Raw genomic sequence first — 15,422 nt, 5'->3', positions numbered from 1 at the left:
CGTGCGTGTTCCATGTTCCTGCCTCCACTTGATCAGCGCGCCTCAGCGCGGTGGCTCCGAGGGACGGGGGGCTCCACCGGCCGCCCCGCCGGTGGAAACGTTCTGCTCGGTCGCACGGGCCAGGCTCGGGGCCAGCCGGGACAGCATGCGGCGCCCCCACCAGAGCCCGGTGACCCGGTCGGTGGCCGACCGGTGCAGGCGGGGGTCGAGATGGTCGCGCAGGGCGTCGCCGAGCAGGTTGAAGCTGAACACGGCGATCGACAGGGCGACGGAGGGCACGATGATCAGCCAGGGGGCGCGTTCCACGTAGCGCACCCCTTCGGAGAGCATCAGGCCCCATGACGGGGTGGGCGGTGGCGCGCCGATGCCGAGGAAGCTCAGCGCCGACTCCGCGATGATCACGCCGGCGAAGATGAGGCTGCCCAGGGTCAGCACCGAGGCCAGCATGTTGGGCAGCACGTGCAGGGCCAGGATGCGCGGCGCGCGTGCTCCGGTCGCCCTCGCGGCCTCGACGTACGGCTCCTGGCGGACCCGCAGCGTCTCGGCGCGGGCGATGCGGTTGAACGACGGGGTGATGACCACGGTCAGCGCGATGATCGTGTTGCGCACCGACGGGCCCAGGATCACCGCGATGAACAGCAGCAGCACGATCCCGGGGACGGCCTGCACCGCGTCCATCACCCGCTGCACCACCAGATCCAGCCCTCGGCCGAAATAGCCGGAGGTCACGCCGATCACGGTGCCGAGCACCAGGCTGACACCGGTGGTCGTGACGCCGACGATCAACGAGGTCCGTGCGCCGTGGATCGTCCGGCTCAGCACGTCGCGGCCCAGGTCGTCGGTGCCGAACGGGTAGGTGCCCGAGGGCGGCTCCAGGATGTCCCTGCGGAACTGCTCCAGCGGATCGTACGGTGAGATCCACGGAGCGAGCAGCGCCACCAGCACGAAGAAGCAGATCAGCAGCAGCGCGGCGGCGCCCAGCGGCTGCGAGCGCATGAAGACGCGCAGTGCCTTCAGCCCGCGCCGGAGCGCGGCTCCGCGCGGCGGCCGGGGCGCGGGAGAGACCGGGCGCGTCCCGGTCAAGGTCTGCTTCTCGGTCACGACAGCGCCTTCCCGGTCCGGATCCGCGGATCGACCAGCGCGTACAGCAGGTCGATCAGGATGATCGTGACGACGAACAGGGCCGCGTAGAAGATCGTGCAGGCCACCACCACCGGATAGTCCCGGTCGAGCACCGCCTGGTAGATGAGCTGTCCGGTGCCGGGGAGGCCGAACATGCGCTCGATGATCACCGTTCCGCCGAGCACGGTGGCCAGTTCCAGGCCGAGCAGCGTCAGCACCGCGATCGTCGAGTTGCGCAGCGAGTGCTTGAGCACCACGGTGCGCTCCCGCACGCCCTTGGCGCGCACGGTGCGGATGTAGTCGGAGCCCAGCGACTCCAGCATCGACGAGCGGGTCAGCCGGGCGACCGCGGCCATCCCCCCGGTGCCCAGGGCGAACACCGGGATCGCCATCTGCTGGGCCCAGCTGGTGAAGTCCTCGGTCGGCTGGGCGTACACCAGCGGCGGGGACCAGGCGAACCAGAGCGCGAACGCGGTCAGCAGCAGCAGGGCGATGACGAAGTTCGGGACCGACAGGAACGCCACCGCGAACACCCGCAGCGCGCTGTCCGTGACCGAGCCGCGGGTGACGGCGGCGATGATTCCGACCGTCAGGCCGAGCGCCGTGCCGACCAGCATCGCCAGCAGACCGAGCTGCACGGTCACCGGGACCCGCGCCAGGAACAGGTCGATGACCGGCTCCTTGTTGTAGAAGGAGGTGCCGAGATCTCCCTGGACGGCGCCGGCGAGCCATTCCCCCAACTGCACCCACACCGGGTCGTCCAGGCCGAACTCGCCGCGCAGCGCGTCGGCCGCCTCCTTGCTGACGCCGGTGTCCTGCAACTGCAGGCTCACCGCGTCGCCGGGCACCAGCCGCATGATCACGAACACGAAGACCGTGACCAGGCACATGACCACCACGCCGTACCCCAGCCTGCGCAGCGTGTAGCCGATCATTGTGCGCTCGCCTCCCGCCCGGCGTCGAACAGGTGACAGGCCACGGCCCTTCCGTCCGCGACGCCGTGCAGGGCGGGCGCCTCCTCCCGGCACCGCTGCATCGCCTTCGGGCAGCGCGGATGGAATCGGCACCCGGGCGGGGGACTGCTCGGGCTGGCGGGCTCGCCGCGCGGCACCGCCCGTCGCGCCCGCCCGTCGGCCCGTTCGGGCGCGAACTCGGGCAGAGCGGAGACCAGCATCTCGGTGTACGGGTGACGCGGGTCGGCGAACAACGTGTCACCGTCGCCGCGTTCCACGATCTGCCCGAGGTACATGACGCAGACCTCGTCGGCCATGTACCGCACCACGTTGAGGTCGTGCGCGATGAACAGGTAGGACAGCCCGAGCTCGGACTGCAGCCGCTTGAGCAGGTTCAGCATCTGGGCCTGCACCGAGACGTCGAGTGCCGAGACGGCCTCGTCGCACACGATGAGGTCGGGGGCGGTGGCCAGCGCCCTCGCGATGCCGATGCGCTGCGCCTGCCCGCCGGAGAACTGGTGGGAGAATCTGTACAGGTCGGACGAGCGCAGCCCGACCCGCTCCAGTAGCTCCACCACGCGGTCCACCCGGGCGGAGCCCTTGGCGATGCGGTGCACGGCGAGCGGCTCCCCGACCGCGTCCAGCACCCGCATGCGCGGGTTCAGCGAGCCGAGCGGGTCCTGGAAGACGATCTGCATCCGGCGCCGCAGCGCCTGCATCTGGCCCCGCGAGGCGCGCAGCAGGTCGACGCCGTCGAAGGTCACCTGCCCCGAGGTGGGATCGAGCAGGCGCAGGGCCAGCCGGGCCACCGTCGACTTGCCCGACCCCGACTCGCCCACCAGCCCCACCGTGCGGCCGCGCGGGATCCGCAGCGAGACGCCGTTGACCGCCTGGACCACCGTGCCCCGCGACCGGAACCGCTTGACCAGGTCACGCGCCTCGAACAGCGGCGCCTCCGACGTGGGCGCGTCAGGCGACATGGTGCACCTCGCCGGCCGTCGCGGGCGGGGTCTGCGGCGCGCCCTCGTGCAGCCAGCACCGGCTGGCCCGGCCCGGCTCCAGCCCGTACAGCGGGGGTTCCGCCTCCGAGCAGCGCTCCAGCGCCGACGGGCAGCGCGGATGGAACCGGCAGCCGGAAGGCGCCTCCGCCGGCGTCGGCACGCTCCCCGCGATGGCCGGCATGGGCCGGTCGCGCGGGGTGGCCGGCGTCGGGATAGAGTCGATCAGAGCCCGCGTGTACGGGTTGCGCGGCGAGCGCAGCACCTCCGCCACCGGGCCATGCTCCACCACCCGCCCGGCGTACATCACCACGACCCGGTCGGCCGTCTCCGCGACCACTGCCATGTCGTGCGTGATGAGCAGCAGCGCCGTGCCGTGCTCGCGCTGCATGGTACGCAGCAGCTCCAGGATCTGCGCCTCGACGGTCACGTCCAGCGCCGTGGTGGGCTCGTCGGCGATGAGCAGCGCCGGCTCACCCGTCAGGGCGATCGCCACCATGACCCGCTGCTGCTGCCCGCCGGACAACTCGTGCGGATAGGCACGTACGCGCCGCTCCGGATCCGGGAGCCCGACCTCCCGCAACAACTCCACGGCGCGTGCCCTGGCGGCCCTGCGCGACATGGGCCGGTGTGCCCGCAACGCCTCGACCAGCTGGTCGCCGACCGTGAACAGCGGGTCCAGCGAGCTCATCGGGTTCTGGAAGATCATGGCGAGCTCGGAGCCGCGCAGTTGCCGCAGCCGCTCGGGTCCGGCTCCCACGAGCTCCTCGTCCCGCAGCAGCACCGAGCCCGCCGAGATGTTGCCCGAGCCGAGCAGCCCCAGCAGCGCGAGCGACGACACGCTCTTGCCGGAACCCGACTCACCGACCACCGCGACCGTCTCACCGGCCGAGACCGTGAACGACACGCCGGCGACGGCGTTCACCGGTCCGGCTGGAGTAGGGAAACGGACATATAGATCTTTCACTTCGAGCAGCGGTGGGGACGGCACCGTCGTCGCTCCTTCGTCATCGGGGAGTTGCTAGGGAGGGGCGGCCCGCGTGGTCAGAAAGGGTCCGGCGGCGCGCGGCAGATCGCCGCGACCTCATCGGGTGCGACTCTTGTCACGCCACTATGTGCTGGCCGATATCGGCCCGCCACCGCCCTTTCGCCCTGCGAAAAGATTTCACCGGGGGCCGTGACACGGTTGCCGTGACCAGCGCGGACCGGCTCATCGGGGCGGGTCGACGCCCAGGAAGCGGTAGGCGTTGTGCCACGTGATGTCGGCCAGGACGGCCTCGGGCAGGTCGAGGGAGCGCAGCGTGCGCCCGGCCGGGTCCTCGCGCTCCATGGCGGGGAAGTCGGAGCCGACGAGCAGCCGGTCGTGCCCGAGCAGGTCGATGAGATAGCGCAGGGCGCGGCGGTCGAAGACCATCGAGTCGTAGTAGAAGCGGCGGGCGTGGTCGAGCGGCGACGGGCCCTCGGTGTGCGCGATCGCGCGTTCGGGGACGGGCGGCTCCTCGTTCCAGGTGCCGCTCCAGAAGTACTGCGCGCGGGGGAGCATGAGCGGGAAACCGCCCGCGGCGTGGCTGAAGGAGACACGCAGGTCCGGGCAGGCCGCGGCGGTGCCGCCGGTGATCAGCGACGCGGCGGCCAGCGCGCCCTCCAGGCCCACGACGTACGTGCCCATGGCCGAGCGGGGCAGCCGGTCGGTGGGGGCGGGCATGGCGTGCACGAAGATCGGCAGGTCGAGCCGTTCGGCCTCGGCGAAGAACGGCAGGAAACGTTCGTCGCCGATGGAGGCGCCCAGGACGTTGGAGGCGATCTCCACGCCGTGCAGGCCCGCCTCGCGTACCGCCTTGAGCTCGGTGGCGGCGGCGTCCGGGTCCTGCATCGGCACCATGCCGAAGCCGATGAGCCGCCGGGGGTCGGCGGCGCACAGCGTGGCGGTGAACTCGTTGACGTGCCGGGCCAGCGACAGCCCGTCGGCGGGTGGCAGGTCGTAGCGGAGCAGCGGCGGCATGGGCGTGAGCACCTCGGCGCTGACACCGGAGGCGTCCATCGCCTCGACGCGGCGCTCGGCGTCGAAGAACACCTCGCGGGCGCGGAACCGGGTCGCGCCGAACACCAGCAGGCGCGCGGTGTCGCCGTCGATCGGCTCCATGCGCGGGAAACATCCGGGGGCGTCGGCCGGGTAGTCGCGGGGCAGCAGGTGGGCGTGGGCGTCGACAAGCATGGCGAACCTCAGAGACCTCAGGAGTGGGGGTGTACCGAGACGTGTACGGCGGCCTCACCCGGCACGCCGCCGCCGAGGGTCTCGATGGCGAGGACGGCGTCGTCCAGCCCGAAGGAGTGGGTGTGCAGCTTCTCCAGGGGATGGCGGCGCGACTCGATGATGCCGATCGCCTCGCGGTAGGCACGGTGGTCCACGCCGAACGCGCCGACGACGGTGAGGGCGCGGTTGATGATCAGATCGGTGCGCAGCGGGATCTCGCGGCGGCCCTTGAGCCCGGCCAGCACCACCCGGCCGCCGTGCCGCGCCGACAGCAGCGCGTCCGTGACCGGCCCCGCGGCCATGGGGGTGAGCTCCAGCACGACGTCGGCCAGTTCGCCGCCGGTGATCTCGCGTACCCGCTCCACGGTGTCCTCGGCCTGCTCGCCGTCGACGACGATCGTGTGGTCGGCTCCGAACTCGCGGGCCAGGGCCAGCTTGTGGGCGTCCGACTCCAGGCCGGTGACGATGATCGTGCCGGCGCCGGCCGCCCGCGCCGCGATGACGGCGGACAGGCCGCGCTGCCCGGCCCCGAGCACCAGCAAGGTGTCCCCGAGCCCCACGCCGCCCAGATGACAGGCCCAGCGCACGCCCGCGCCGAGGGGGTTGAACATGGCGGCCACCTCGGCGGGGAGGGCCGGGTCGATGGGGTGCAGGATCGTGTGGGGCGACAGGTACATGTACTCGGCGAACCCGCCCCAGAGCGACGGCGCCACGTCCAGCGACGCCACTCCGTGGCCCGGCCTGCGGTTGGGGCACGACTGGTAGTGCCCGGTCAGGCACCGGCGGCAGGCGTGGCACGGGATGATGATCTCGACGGCCACCCGGTCGCCGGGCTTGACGCCCCACCGTTCGGCGGCCCGCTCGCCGACCTCCTCGACGATGCCCATCGGCTCGTGGCCGGGCACGAACGGCTTCGGGTTCTCCTGGTCCATCGACCCGAGGTGCCCCCTGAAGATCTCGACGTCGCTGCCGCAGACGCCGTTGGCCTCAACGCGCAGCAGTCCGTCGTCCTCGCCGATCCGCGGACGGGGGAACTCGCGCACCTCGATCTTGTTGGGGGCGATCTGCACTGCCGCGCGTACCGTGTCTGCCATCGAATGCGGGCCTCTCTCCTGGCGGGTTTCGCTGCCAGGATGTCGGCGACGGCAGGGGAATGCGACGAGGATTTCACGTCACGGAAAGCAATCATGCGCGCTGTTCACGGGCGTGCATTTGCTTTCCGCGACGCGAAAGTCAGGTGGCCCGTCATCCGGCCCGCTGGGCATAGTGAAGCACCGCTGACCTTCGCTCGAAGGCCTCGCCTCGACTCCGACTCATGCGCCGCGGCCGCTTCGCCACGGCTTCGTGGCGCGGGGCACCGTGAGTGCTTCCGCCGCCCATCCGAGCACCGGCACTCCCACCTCTCCGGAAGGACGATCAGTGATCAAACCCGGCTTCGTCGCGGCAGAGGACCGAGAGACCGTCACCGCGATGCTCCGCGCGCAGCTCGCCGGGCTGCCGGCGCGCTCTCCGTTCTACGCCGACCTGTTTGCCGGGCACGGAGTCGACACGGCGGCGCTGGTCTCCCTCGACGACCTGCGCAAACTGCCTTTCACGGACAAACAGCTGCTGCGCGAATCCCAGGCCGGTTCGCCCCCGCTCGGGCGGCACGCGGGCGCGGACATGGCCGACGTGATCCGCGTCCACGCCTCCACCGGCACGACCGGCAAGCCGAGCTGGGTGGGCGTGACCCGGCGTGACTCCGAAACGTGGACCGAGATGGTGGCCCGCGCGTTCATGACCATGGGCGCGCGGCGCGAGGACGTCGTGCTGCACGGCTCGGGGCTGACGTTGTTCGTGGGCGGGCTGCCGATCAGGGACGCGCTGGAACGCATCGGCTGCACGATGGTCCCCATCGGCACCGGGGCGTCGGACAAGGCGGTGCAGGCACTGGAGTCCCTGGGCGTCACCGCGCTGCACGCCACCCCCTCGTACGTGCGCTACCTGGCCGAATACGTACGCAAGCTGGGACGTGACCCCAGGGAGTTCGGCATCACCAAGATCTTCGTGGGGGGCGAGCCCGGCGGCGGGGAGCCCGCGTTCCAGCAGCGCATGGAGGAGGAGTGGGGCGCCCGCGTCACCGAGGGGCTGGGCAACGCGGACATGGCGCCGGTGTTGTTCGCCGAGCCTCCGGGGGCCGGCGGCATGCGGTTCACCGGTGGCCGGCACGTGGTGGTGGAGCTCATCGACCCGGACACGGGGGAGCCGATCGACCCCGAGCCGGGCGCCACGGGCGAGCTCGTCTACACCTCGGTGGACCGCGAGTGCTGCCCGCTCGTCCGGTTCCGTACGCGGGACCGGGTGCTGGTGACGGGGCTCGCCGGCGACGGCGCGCCGCTCATCCGGTGCGTGGGGCGTACCGACGACATGCTGATCGTGCTGGGGGTGAACGTGTTCCCCACCGCGATCCGCGATCTGGCGCAGACCCTGCATCCCCGGACGAACGGCGTGGTCCAGGTCGTCCTGCCCGGCCCTGGACCGCGGGTGGAGCCGCCGCTGCGGGTCGACGTGGAGCTCGGCGAGGAACCGTGCGACCAGGAGCGGCTGCGGCAGGAGATCGAGGAGCTGATCAGGGCCCGGCTGACCGTACGGGCGACTGTCGTGCTCGTGCCGCCGGGCTCGCTGGAGCGTACGGAGATGAAGTCCCGCCTGACCCGGATCGCCGGCTGACGGCCCGGCCGCGGGCGGGCCGGTCAGGCACACCAGGATAGGAGCAGGCAATGTCAGACGATCCGATGATCGACCCCTTCGCCGACGCGGGGCCCCGGTGGATGACCGGACGCACCGCGCTGGTCACCGGGGGCGGCCAGAACACCTCCTACCCGGGTGTCGGGTACGCCATCTGCCGGGTGCTGGCCAGGCACGGCGCCCGGGTCGCCGTGCTCGACAGGAACGTGGAGGCCGCCGAGCGCACGGTGAAGCTGATCGCGGAGGACGGCGGTGAGGCGATCTCCGTGATCGCCGACGTGACCGACGACCGGGCCTGCGCGAGTGCGGTCGCCGAGGTGGTCGACCGCCTGGGCGCTCTCGACACGGTGGTCAACAACGTCGCGGCGGGCGACCGGAGCGGGCTGTTCGACACCACCCCCGAGCACTACGACCGGCTGATGGACATCAACCTCAAGTCCGCGTGGTCGATCACCCGGCACGCCGTCCCCGTGCTGCCGCGCGGCAGCTCCATCGTGAACATCTCGTCCGTCGGGGCGCGCAGGCGCGGGCCCGGACTGGTCTACTGCGTGGCCAAGGCCGCCATGGAGAACATGACCGAGGGCGCGGCGACCACGCTCGGGCCGCAGGGCATCCGCGTCAACTGCGTCGCGGTCGGCGCCATCTACGGGGCGTTCGCCGCGAAGGGCCCCATGACCCAGGAGATGCGCGAACAGCGCCGCGAGGGCACCTCGCTGAAGACCGAGGGCACCTCCTGGGACATCGCCCACGCCGCGCTGTTCCTGCTGAGCGACCGGGCCCGGTGGATATCCGGGCACATCATGCCGGTCGAGGGCGGCCCCCCGCACCGCTACTCGATCGAGCCGATCACCTCCGTGCCGTCGGGGGAGTGACCGGCCGCGTACGGGACCGGCCCGCGTCAGGGGAGCGGGCCGTTCCCGGCGCGTTCGCGTGAGGCGCGCCGCTCAGGAGCCCACGGGGCTGGAGTACTTCACCTCGCGCACCTGCCAGTGCGCGGTCTGGCGCGGCACCCCGGCGTCGGCGACGGCCGAGGGCGCTCCGAGCGCGCGCGAGATGCTGCGGGAGGTCGCGGCGAGCGCGGGCACCAGGGAGTGCGGGGACGGCGAGCCGAGCGGCACGGTGATGCCGACCGCGGCCACGACGCGGTCGCGCGGGCCGCGGATGGGGACGGCGACGGCCATAACGTCGTAGGTGAGCTGGCTCTGCACGATGGCGACGCCCGACTTGCGCACCTCGGCCAGGAAGTGCCGCAGCGCGTCGGGGTCGGTGAGCGTGTGGTCGGTGTAGCGGCGCAGCTTGGAGGCGAGCACCTCCTCCTGGAACTCCTGGGAGGAGTGGGCGAGCAGCACCAGCCCGGTGCCGGTCGCGTGCATGGGCCAGCGCCCGCCGAGCCGGCTCGGCACGGGGACGGTGTCGCGGGCGCGCAACGACTCGACGTAGATGACGTCGTGCCCTTCCGGCACGCCGAGGTGGATGTTACCCCGGGTGGCGTGCTGCAGGTCGTGCAGGTACGGCAGCGCGATCTCCCGCAGCTGGCCGCCCTGCGGCGCCAGGGTGCCGAGCTCCAGGATGCGCAGGCCGATGCTGTACTTGCCGTCGCTGTGCCGGGACAGCGCACCCCAGCGGCGTAGTTCGTTCAGCAGCCGATGGGTCGTGCTGAGCGTGAGGCCGGTCCTGCGGCTGATGTCGCTGAGGGACAGCGCCAGGTTCTCGGTGTCGAAGACGCCGAGAATGCAGAGCACGCGCTGGGCCGATGTCAGGCGATGGGGTTCGAGAGACTTGTCTGCCAGGACAGTCACCAATTCACCTGCCTGTCCGTATGACGTGACCTAGGTTACATGGGCGTAAACCAGGCTACATAAACGGACAGCCTTTCGATAGTAGCACAAATTGGGCGAAAATCCCTTCCGCTGGACGGAAAGGGGGCTTCCCTCTCGAACGGCAAACAGGGCATGCGGACGAAATGCAACTAGCCCTTCCGTGTCACGAAAGTCGAGATTTCATCTGAGATGCCACGGTCTACATTGCTCTGAGCAGGGTCGTAGTCGCACCCGGTCACCCCGCCGGACGTACCCCGCGGCCCCGATCACGAGTGAGGCGAAGATGCGCGACGAAACACGCCTGGAGCAGATCCGGTCCACCCTGGCCGTCGACGGCTACAAGCTGACCGTCGAGGAGGCGGGCCCCGGCTTCGACGTGCGGATCACCGCCGGAGCCGGAAGCTGCCCCGACTGCCTGGTCCCCAAGAACATGATGGTGAGCATGCTGGCGCCGATCCTCGGCGTGGGGCCCGACGGCATCCGGCTCTCCTATCCCAGCGACGTCGCTCCGGCGAACCACGCCTGATGAGGGGCCACGAGCCGAGAAGAGGTGTTTGAGGGATGTTCGACCGAATCCTTGACCCGACCGGCCTGTCAGTACGGCCCGCGAACGTGGCGGTGTCCGCGAGAAGGCTGCTGAGTCTGGCCGGCGCCCGCGTCGGATTGTTGAACAATACCAAGCGGAACGCCGCGCAGCTGCTGACCGAGCTCGGCGACCTGCTCCGTGACCGTTACGGCGCGGTGGTGACGATCCAGCGCACCAAGCCGCATGTCGCCTTCCCGGTGGACGAGCCGATGCTCAAGGAGATCGCCGCCGTCAGCGACGTGGTGATCACCGGCGTGGGCGACTGCGGGTCGTGCAGCGCGGCGGCGGCGGCCGACGGCATCGCCTTCGAACGGGTGGGCGTCCCGGCCGCGGTGATCGTCAGCGACGCGTTCGAGGTGACCGCGCGGGCGATGGCCGGCGTGCACGGCGACGAGAACTTCGAGATGCTGCTGACCCCGCACCCGGTGGCCGTGCTCAACGAGGAGCAGATCGCCGAACGCGCCGCCCAGCTGGTCGCCGACGTGGCCGGCCGGGTCTGCGAGCCCTCCCGATGACCGGCGGCACCCTCGACGCCCAGGTCACCGACCCTCTGGACGGCGCGCACAGGTCCATCGAGTACATGTACGACAAGGGCTGGACCGACGGCCTGCCCGTCGTGCCGGCGACGCGCGAACTGGTCGACACGTTCCTCGCCACCACGTCACGGCCCGCCGACGAGGTCATCGGCCGGCTCGACCACCTCAAACGGGAGGTCTCGGTCGAGCTGGCCGCCATCAACGCGGCGATGGCGGGCTGCCGGCCCGAATACTTCCCTGTGGTGCTGGGCGCCTGGGACGCGCTGATGGCCGAACGCTCCACCGTGGGCGGCGGCTGGCAGAGCACCAGCGGCCCCGCGCCGCTCATCGTGGTCAACGGCCCGGTACGCCGGCGGCTGGGTTTCAACGCCACCGGCGGCGTGTTCGGGCCCGGCTTCCGCGCCAACGCCACCGTGGCCAGGGCGATCGGGCTGATCGTGCGCAACGGGCTCGGCGTGGTGCCGCACGTGCTGGAGCAGGCGACCCAGGGCGTTCCCGGACGGTGGGCGATGTGCGTCGCCGAGAACGAGGAGGAAAGCCCGTGGGAGCCGCTCTCGGTGGACGGCGGGGTGGCCGCCGGCGTCGACGCCGTCTCCACGACCCTGCTCAGGACCAGTGAGTTCGTCGACAACCGGCACACCGACGACCCCGAGGCGCTGCTCGGCGACTTCGCCGACACGATCTCGCGTACCGGTAGCTGGATCTTCCGCCACGCCAGCGCGGGCGTGGTCTTCTGCCCGGAGCACGCCCAGATGCTGGCCGCGGCCGGAATGAGCAAGGCCGACGTGCGCGACTGGCTGATCGAGCGCTGCGGGCGGTCCGAGGCCGACCTGGCCAGGGCCGGCAAGAACCACGTGCACGGCAACGTCCGGCGCCAGAGCGACGACGGCGAGCCCGGCGCCTTCCACCGGTACTTCGCCGACGGCGCGCCCAAGAACCTGCCGATCGTCGTGGCGGGGGCCCGCAACGCCGGGATCTCCATGGTGGTCCGGGTGTTCTCCAACTGGTCCGGCATCTCGGCCAGGGTCGAACCACCCCGCGACGGCGCGGCGCCTCCGGCCCCATGAAGCACACGACCCCGGCCCCGGACCTTCCGCGCGGTCCCGGGGGCTCGTGGCAGGGCCGTTCGACAGGGGAGGAGCTCATGTCCGACGATCCGCCGGCCGATCCGTTCGCCGGTGCCGGGGCCCGGTGGATGGCGGGTCGCGCAGCCCTGGTCACCGGGGCCGGGCAGAACGGAGCGCTGCCGGGCGTCGGCTACGCCATCGCCCGGGTGCTCGCCGCGCACGGCGCGCGGGTCGCGGTGCTCGACCGGGACGCGGCCGCCGCCGGCCGTACCGTGAAGGTGATCGGCGAGGACGGCGGCGATGCGGTGCCCGTGGTCGCCGACGTGACCTCCGACCGGGCGTGCGCCGCCGCCGTCACCGAGGCGGCGGCCCGCCTCGGCGGGCTCGACGCCCTGGTGAACAACGTCGCGTCGGGCGACCCCGCGGGGTTGTTCGAGGTCACTCCCGACCGGTTCGCCGAACTGATGACGGTCAACCTCACCTCAGCCTGGCAGGTCACCCGGCACGCCGTCCCCGTGCTGCCGCGTGGCGGCTCGATCGTGAACATCTCCTCGGTGACCGTGCGGGCGCGCGGGCCCGGGATGGTGTACTCCCTGGCCAAGGCGGGGCTGGAGAATCTGACCGAAGGCGCCGCGGCCACCCTCGGACCGCAGGGCATCCGGGTCAACGGCGTGCGGGTCGGCATGATCTGGGGGTCGTTCGCCGCCGCCAACATGCCCGAGGAGGCGCGCGCGGCGCGGCGCGAGAGCACCGCGCTCATGACCGAGGGCACCGCCTGGGACGTCGCCCAGGCCGCGCTGTTCCTGCTGAGCGACCGGGCCCGGTGGATCTCCGGGCACCTCCTCGACGTCGACGGCGGGCCCTCGCGCCGGCCGCCGCCCGTCGCGGCCCCTGCCGGCCGCGACCGCGACAGATGACGTAGTCCAGGTGCCGCAGATGACCCACGATCTGCGGCACCCGTACGAAATACGGTCCCTACAACTCCGCAAACCGCCGACATCCACCCCGCTCTGAGGAGTGCCACCCATGACCCACGACGGCACGTCCAAGCCTCCATCGATCAAAGGGCTCTTCGCTGCCAGCTTCATCGGCACGTCGATCGAGTGGTACGACTACTTCATCTTCGGCACGGCCGCGGCGCTGGTGTTCCCCCGGCTGTTCTTCCCGGACGCGTCGCCCGAGGCCGCCACGCTCGCGTCGTTGTCGGCGTTCGCCGCCGGATTCCTGGTCCGGCCGCTGGGCGCCGCGGTCATCGGTCACTTCGGCGACAGGATCGGCCGCAAGTCGATGCTCGTGCTGACGCTGATCCTGACCGGTGGGTCCACCTTCCTCATCGGAACGTTGCCGACGTACGCGGCGATCGGCATCGGAGCGCCGCTGCTTCTGGTCTCGCTCCGTCTCGTCCAGAGCTTCGGCGTGTCCGGCGAGTGGGGCGGCGCGCTGCTCATCTCCACGGAGAACGCCGCACCACACCGTCGCGCGGTTTATGGAAGTTTCGCCCAGTTCGGGGTGCCGATCGGTGTGCTGACCTCCAACCTGGCGTTCCTGGCCGTCGCCGGCATGGACGACGAGGCGTTCTTCTCCTACGGCTGGCGCATCCCGTTCCTGCTGAGCGCGGCGCTGGTCATCGTCGGCTTCGTCGTACGCCTGCGCCTGTCGGAGACGCCCGAATTCGCCAAGGCGAAGAAGGAGCGCACGATCAGCAAGGTTCCCTTCGCCGAACTGCTGCGCCGGCACCCGCGCAACCTCATCCTGGGCGGCCTGGCCGCGATCGCGCCGCCCGCGGTGGGCTACGCCGTCACCGTGTACATGCTCACCTACGGGACCCAGGTGGCCGGCTTCGAGCGCAACACGCTGCTCACGCTGATCCTGACGTCGACCTCGGTGTGGATCCTCGCGATCATCGCGTCCGCGGTGTTGTCCGACCGGTACGGCGCCAAGCGGCTCTACATCGTCGGCGCGATCACCGCGGTGGTGTGGCCGGTGCCGATGTTCGCATTGGTCAACACCGGCGAGACCGTGCCGGCCCTGATCGCGTTCCTGGTGGCGGCGGTGGTGCAGGGCATCATGGCCGGCGCGCAGGGCGGCCTGTTCAGCGAGATGTTCGACCTCAAGGTCCGCTACAGCGGCATCTCCATCGCCTACGCCGCGGGCGGCACGGTCGCCGGCGCCGTCACCCCGGCCTTCCCCGCCCTGTACGCCGCGTTCGGCTCGTCCACGCCGGTCGCCGTGTTCCTGACCGTGCTGGGCGCGGTGAGCCTGGTGGCCGTGAGCGGCATCAAGTACACCGCGGCGGCGCGCGAGCCCGTGAAGAAGGTCGGCGCCCCGGCCGTGGCGCCGGAGGTCTAGCCGGGGTGCACGATCCGCCGCGCGGGAGCGAGGGCGCCGGGCTTCGACCCGCGCGGCGTACATTTGTCACCGGTGTGGTTCCGCGGCGTCGCGCCGCGGCGAGACGCAGGAGGCCGGACACGTGCCAGACCAGATGCCGGGGCGGCTGAACCTCGACGACCTGCTCGCGATCGACGTGCACACGCACGCCGAGGTCTCCAGGAACGGGCACGGGTCCCTGAGCCCTGAGTTGTTCGAGGCCTCGGCGACATACTTCAAGGCGCATCCCCGTCCGACCATCCCGGAGATGGCCGCGTACTACCGGGAGCGGCGGATCGCGGCGGTCGTGTTCACGGTGGACGCCGAGCACGCCACGGGGCATCCGCCGATCGCGAACGAGGAGGTGGCCGAGAGCTGCGCCGAGCACGCCGACGTGCTGATCCCGTTCGCCAGCATCGACCCGTGGCGGGGAAGGGCGGGTGCGCGCGAGGCCCGCCGTCTCGTCGCGAACTACGGTGTGCGCGGCTTCAAGTTCCACCCGAGCGTGCAGCGCTTCTCGCCCGACGATCCCATGGCCTACCCGTTGTACGAGGCCATCGAGGAGCTCGGCGTGCCGGCGTTGTTCCACACGGGCCAGACGGGCATCGGCGCGGGCGTCCCCGGCGGCGGCGGGATCAGGCTGCGGTATTCCAACCCCATGCTGCTCGACGACGTGGCGGTCGACTTCCCCGAGCTGCGGATCGTGCTGGCGCACCCGTCGTTCCCCTGGCAGGACGAGGCCCTCGCGGTCGCCACCCACAAGCCGTACGTCTACATCGACCTGTCGGGATGGTCGCCGAAGTATTTCCCGCCGCAACTGGTGCGCTACGCCAACTCGCTGCTGAAGGACAAGGTGCTCTTCGGCTCCGACTACCCGGTGATCACGCCGGACCGCTGGCTGGCCGACTTCGACAAGCTTGAGATCAAGCCGGAGGTGCGCCCCCTGATCCTGAAGGACAACGCCGCACGCCTGCTGGGGCTGCGGGGCTGAG

15 protein-coding genes are annotated in these 15,422 nt (G+C 71.3%); 8 read left to right on the top strand and 7 right to left on the bottom strand.

Annotated elements, in window-relative coordinates:
• Window positions 1-42: 42 nt before the first annotated feature.
• From GUY59_RS20595 to GUY59_RS20570, 6 genes are all read right to left on the bottom strand, one after another.
• The gene (locus GUY59_RS20595; RefSeq protein WP_201761116.1) at window positions 43-1,101 is read right to left on the bottom strand and encodes an ABC transporter permease; all 1,059 of its coding nucleotides are present in this window, start codon (window positions 1,099-1,101) and stop codon (window positions 43-45) included.
• A complete protein-coding gene (locus GUY59_RS20590; RefSeq protein ID WP_138202002.1) occupies window positions 1,098-2,057 on the bottom strand; it encodes an ABC transporter permease in 960 nt (319 codons plus the stop codon). Before GUY59_RS20590 ends, GUY59_RS20595 begins: the two co-directional genes overlap by 4 nt.
• Window positions 2,054-3,055, bottom strand: coding sequence for an ABC transporter ATP-binding protein (locus tag GUY59_RS20585; protein WP_161714627.1), 1,002 nt, complete (start codon window positions 3,053-3,055; stop codon window positions 2,054-2,056). The genes GUY59_RS20590 and GUY59_RS20585 overlap by 4 nt, the downstream gene beginning before the upstream one ends.
• Complete coding sequence (locus tag GUY59_RS20580) at window positions 3,045-3,998, bottom strand: ABC transporter ATP-binding protein (RefSeq protein WP_252375012.1); 954 nt, start codon at window positions 3,996-3,998, stop codon at window positions 3,045-3,047. Before GUY59_RS20580 ends, GUY59_RS20585 begins: the two co-directional genes overlap by 11 nt.
• A 285-nt stretch (window positions 3,999-4,283) precedes the next feature.
• Window positions 4,284-5,288 carry an amidohydrolase family protein gene (locus GUY59_RS20575; protein WP_138202001.1) on the bottom strand — a complete coding sequence of 335 codons (1,005 nt, stop codon included), beginning with the start codon at window positions 5,286-5,288 and terminating at the stop codon, window positions 4,284-4,286.
• Between the two features lie 17 nt (window positions 5,289-5,305).
• Window positions 5,306-6,421, bottom strand: coding sequence for a zinc-dependent alcohol dehydrogenase (locus GUY59_RS20570; RefSeq protein WP_138202000.1), 1,116 nt, complete (start codon window positions 6,419-6,421; stop codon window positions 5,306-5,308).
• A 325-nt stretch (window positions 6,422-6,746) separates the two neighbouring features.
• Between GUY59_RS20570 and GUY59_RS20565 the strand changes: the two genes are divergently transcribed.
• Together GUY59_RS20565 and GUY59_RS20560 are read left to right on the top strand one after the other, a co-directional pair.
• A complete protein-coding gene (locus GUY59_RS20565; RefSeq protein ID WP_138201999.1) occupies window positions 6,747-8,036 on the top strand; it encodes a phenylacetate--CoA ligase family protein in 1,290 nt (429 codons plus the stop codon).
• Window positions 8,037-8,086: 50 nt separating this feature from the next.
• Window positions 8,087-8,926: an SDR family NAD(P)-dependent oxidoreductase gene (locus GUY59_RS20560; protein ID WP_201761115.1), complete on the top strand. Its 840-nt coding sequence runs from the start codon at window positions 8,087-8,089 to the stop codon at window positions 8,924-8,926.
• Window positions 8,927-8,998: 72 nt separating this feature from the next.
• Here GUY59_RS20560 and GUY59_RS20555 read toward each other — a convergent pair whose 3' ends face one another.
• Entirely contained in the window at window positions 8,999-9,853 is an 855-nt protein-coding gene (locus tag GUY59_RS20555; protein ID WP_201761114.1) for an IclR family transcriptional regulator, read from the bottom strand.
• 304 nt (window positions 9,854-10,157) lie between these two features.
• On the opposite strand from GUY59_RS20555, the gene GUY59_RS20550 reads away from it, so the two are divergent.
• From GUY59_RS20550 to GUY59_RS20525, 6 genes are all read left to right on the top strand, one after another.
• Entirely contained in the window at window positions 10,158-10,400 is a 243-nt protein-coding gene (locus tag GUY59_RS20550; RefSeq protein ID WP_138201998.1) for a hypothetical protein, read from the top strand.
• Between the two features lie 35 nt (window positions 10,401-10,435).
• Window positions 10,436-10,975: a UGSC family (seleno)protein gene (locus GUY59_RS20545; RefSeq protein ID WP_138201997.1), complete on the top strand. Its 540-nt coding sequence runs from the start codon at window positions 10,436-10,438 to the stop codon at window positions 10,973-10,975.
• The gene (locus tag GUY59_RS20540; RefSeq protein ID WP_138201996.1) at window positions 10,972-12,063 is read left to right on the top strand and encodes a hypothetical protein; all 1,092 of its coding nucleotides are present in this window, start codon (window positions 10,972-10,974) and stop codon (window positions 12,061-12,063) included. The genes GUY59_RS20545 and GUY59_RS20540 overlap by 4 nt, the downstream gene beginning before the upstream one ends.
• A 77-nt stretch (window positions 12,064-12,140) precedes the next feature.
• A complete protein-coding gene (locus GUY59_RS20535; RefSeq protein WP_201761113.1) occupies window positions 12,141-12,980 on the top strand; it encodes an SDR family NAD(P)-dependent oxidoreductase in 840 nt (279 codons plus the stop codon).
• 109 nt (window positions 12,981-13,089) lie between these two features.
• Entirely contained in the window at window positions 13,090-14,412 is a 1,323-nt protein-coding gene (locus GUY59_RS20530; protein WP_138201995.1) for an MFS transporter, read from the top strand.
• 121 nt (window positions 14,413-14,533) lie between these two features.
• Window positions 14,534-15,421: an amidohydrolase family protein gene (locus tag GUY59_RS20525; RefSeq protein WP_289514051.1), complete on the top strand. Its 888-nt coding sequence runs from the start codon at window positions 14,534-14,536 to the stop codon at window positions 15,419-15,421.
• The last annotated feature ends 1 nt before the right edge of the window (window position 15,422 follow it).

This window comes from Nonomuraea sp. K271 (assembly GCF_009908215.1).
GTDB classification, from domain to species: Bacteria; Actinomycetota; Actinomycetes; order Streptosporangiales; family Streptosporangiaceae; genus Nonomuraea; species Nonomuraea longispora.
This window is presented reverse-complemented; position numbering and strand designations above follow the sequence as displayed.

Excerpts from the sequence above, each read along its gene's own strand:
- GUY59_RS20585 (WP_161714627.1), bottom strand. The coding sequence starts at position 3,055 with ATGTCGCCTGACGCGCCCACGTCGGAGGCGCCGCTGTTCGAGGCGCGT.
- GUY59_RS20535 (WP_201761113.1), top strand. The coding sequence starts at position 12,141 with ATGTCCGACGATCCGCCGGCCGATCCGTTCGCCGGTGCCGGGGCCCGG.
- GUY59_RS20545 (WP_138201997.1), top strand. The coding sequence starts at position 10,436 with ATGTTCGACCGAATCCTTGACCCGACCGGCCTGTCAGTACGGCCCGCG.
- GUY59_RS20570 (WP_138202000.1), bottom strand. The coding sequence starts at position 6,421 with ATGGCAGACACGGTACGCGCGGCAGTGCAGATCGCCCCCAACAAGATC.
- GUY59_RS20590 (WP_138202002.1), bottom strand. The coding sequence starts at position 2,057 with ATGATCGGCTACACGCTGCGCAGGCTGGGGTACGGCGTGGTGGTCATG.
- GUY59_RS20540 (WP_138201996.1), top strand. The coding sequence starts at position 10,972 with ATGACCGGCGGCACCCTCGACGCCCAGGTCACCGACCCTCTGGACGGC.
- GUY59_RS20560 (WP_201761115.1), top strand. The coding sequence starts at position 8,087 with ATGTCAGACGATCCGATGATCGACCCCTTCGCCGACGCGGGGCCCCGG.
- GUY59_RS20550 (WP_138201998.1), top strand. The coding sequence starts at position 10,158 with ATGCGCGACGAAACACGCCTGGAGCAGATCCGGTCCACCCTGGCCGTC.
- GUY59_RS20530 (WP_138201995.1), top strand. The coding sequence starts at position 13,090 with ATGACCCACGACGGCACGTCCAAGCCTCCATCGATCAAAGGGCTCTTC.
- GUY59_RS20575 (WP_138202001.1), bottom strand. The coding sequence starts at position 5,288 with ATGCTTGTCGACGCCCACGCCCACCTGCTGCCCCGCGACTACCCGGCC.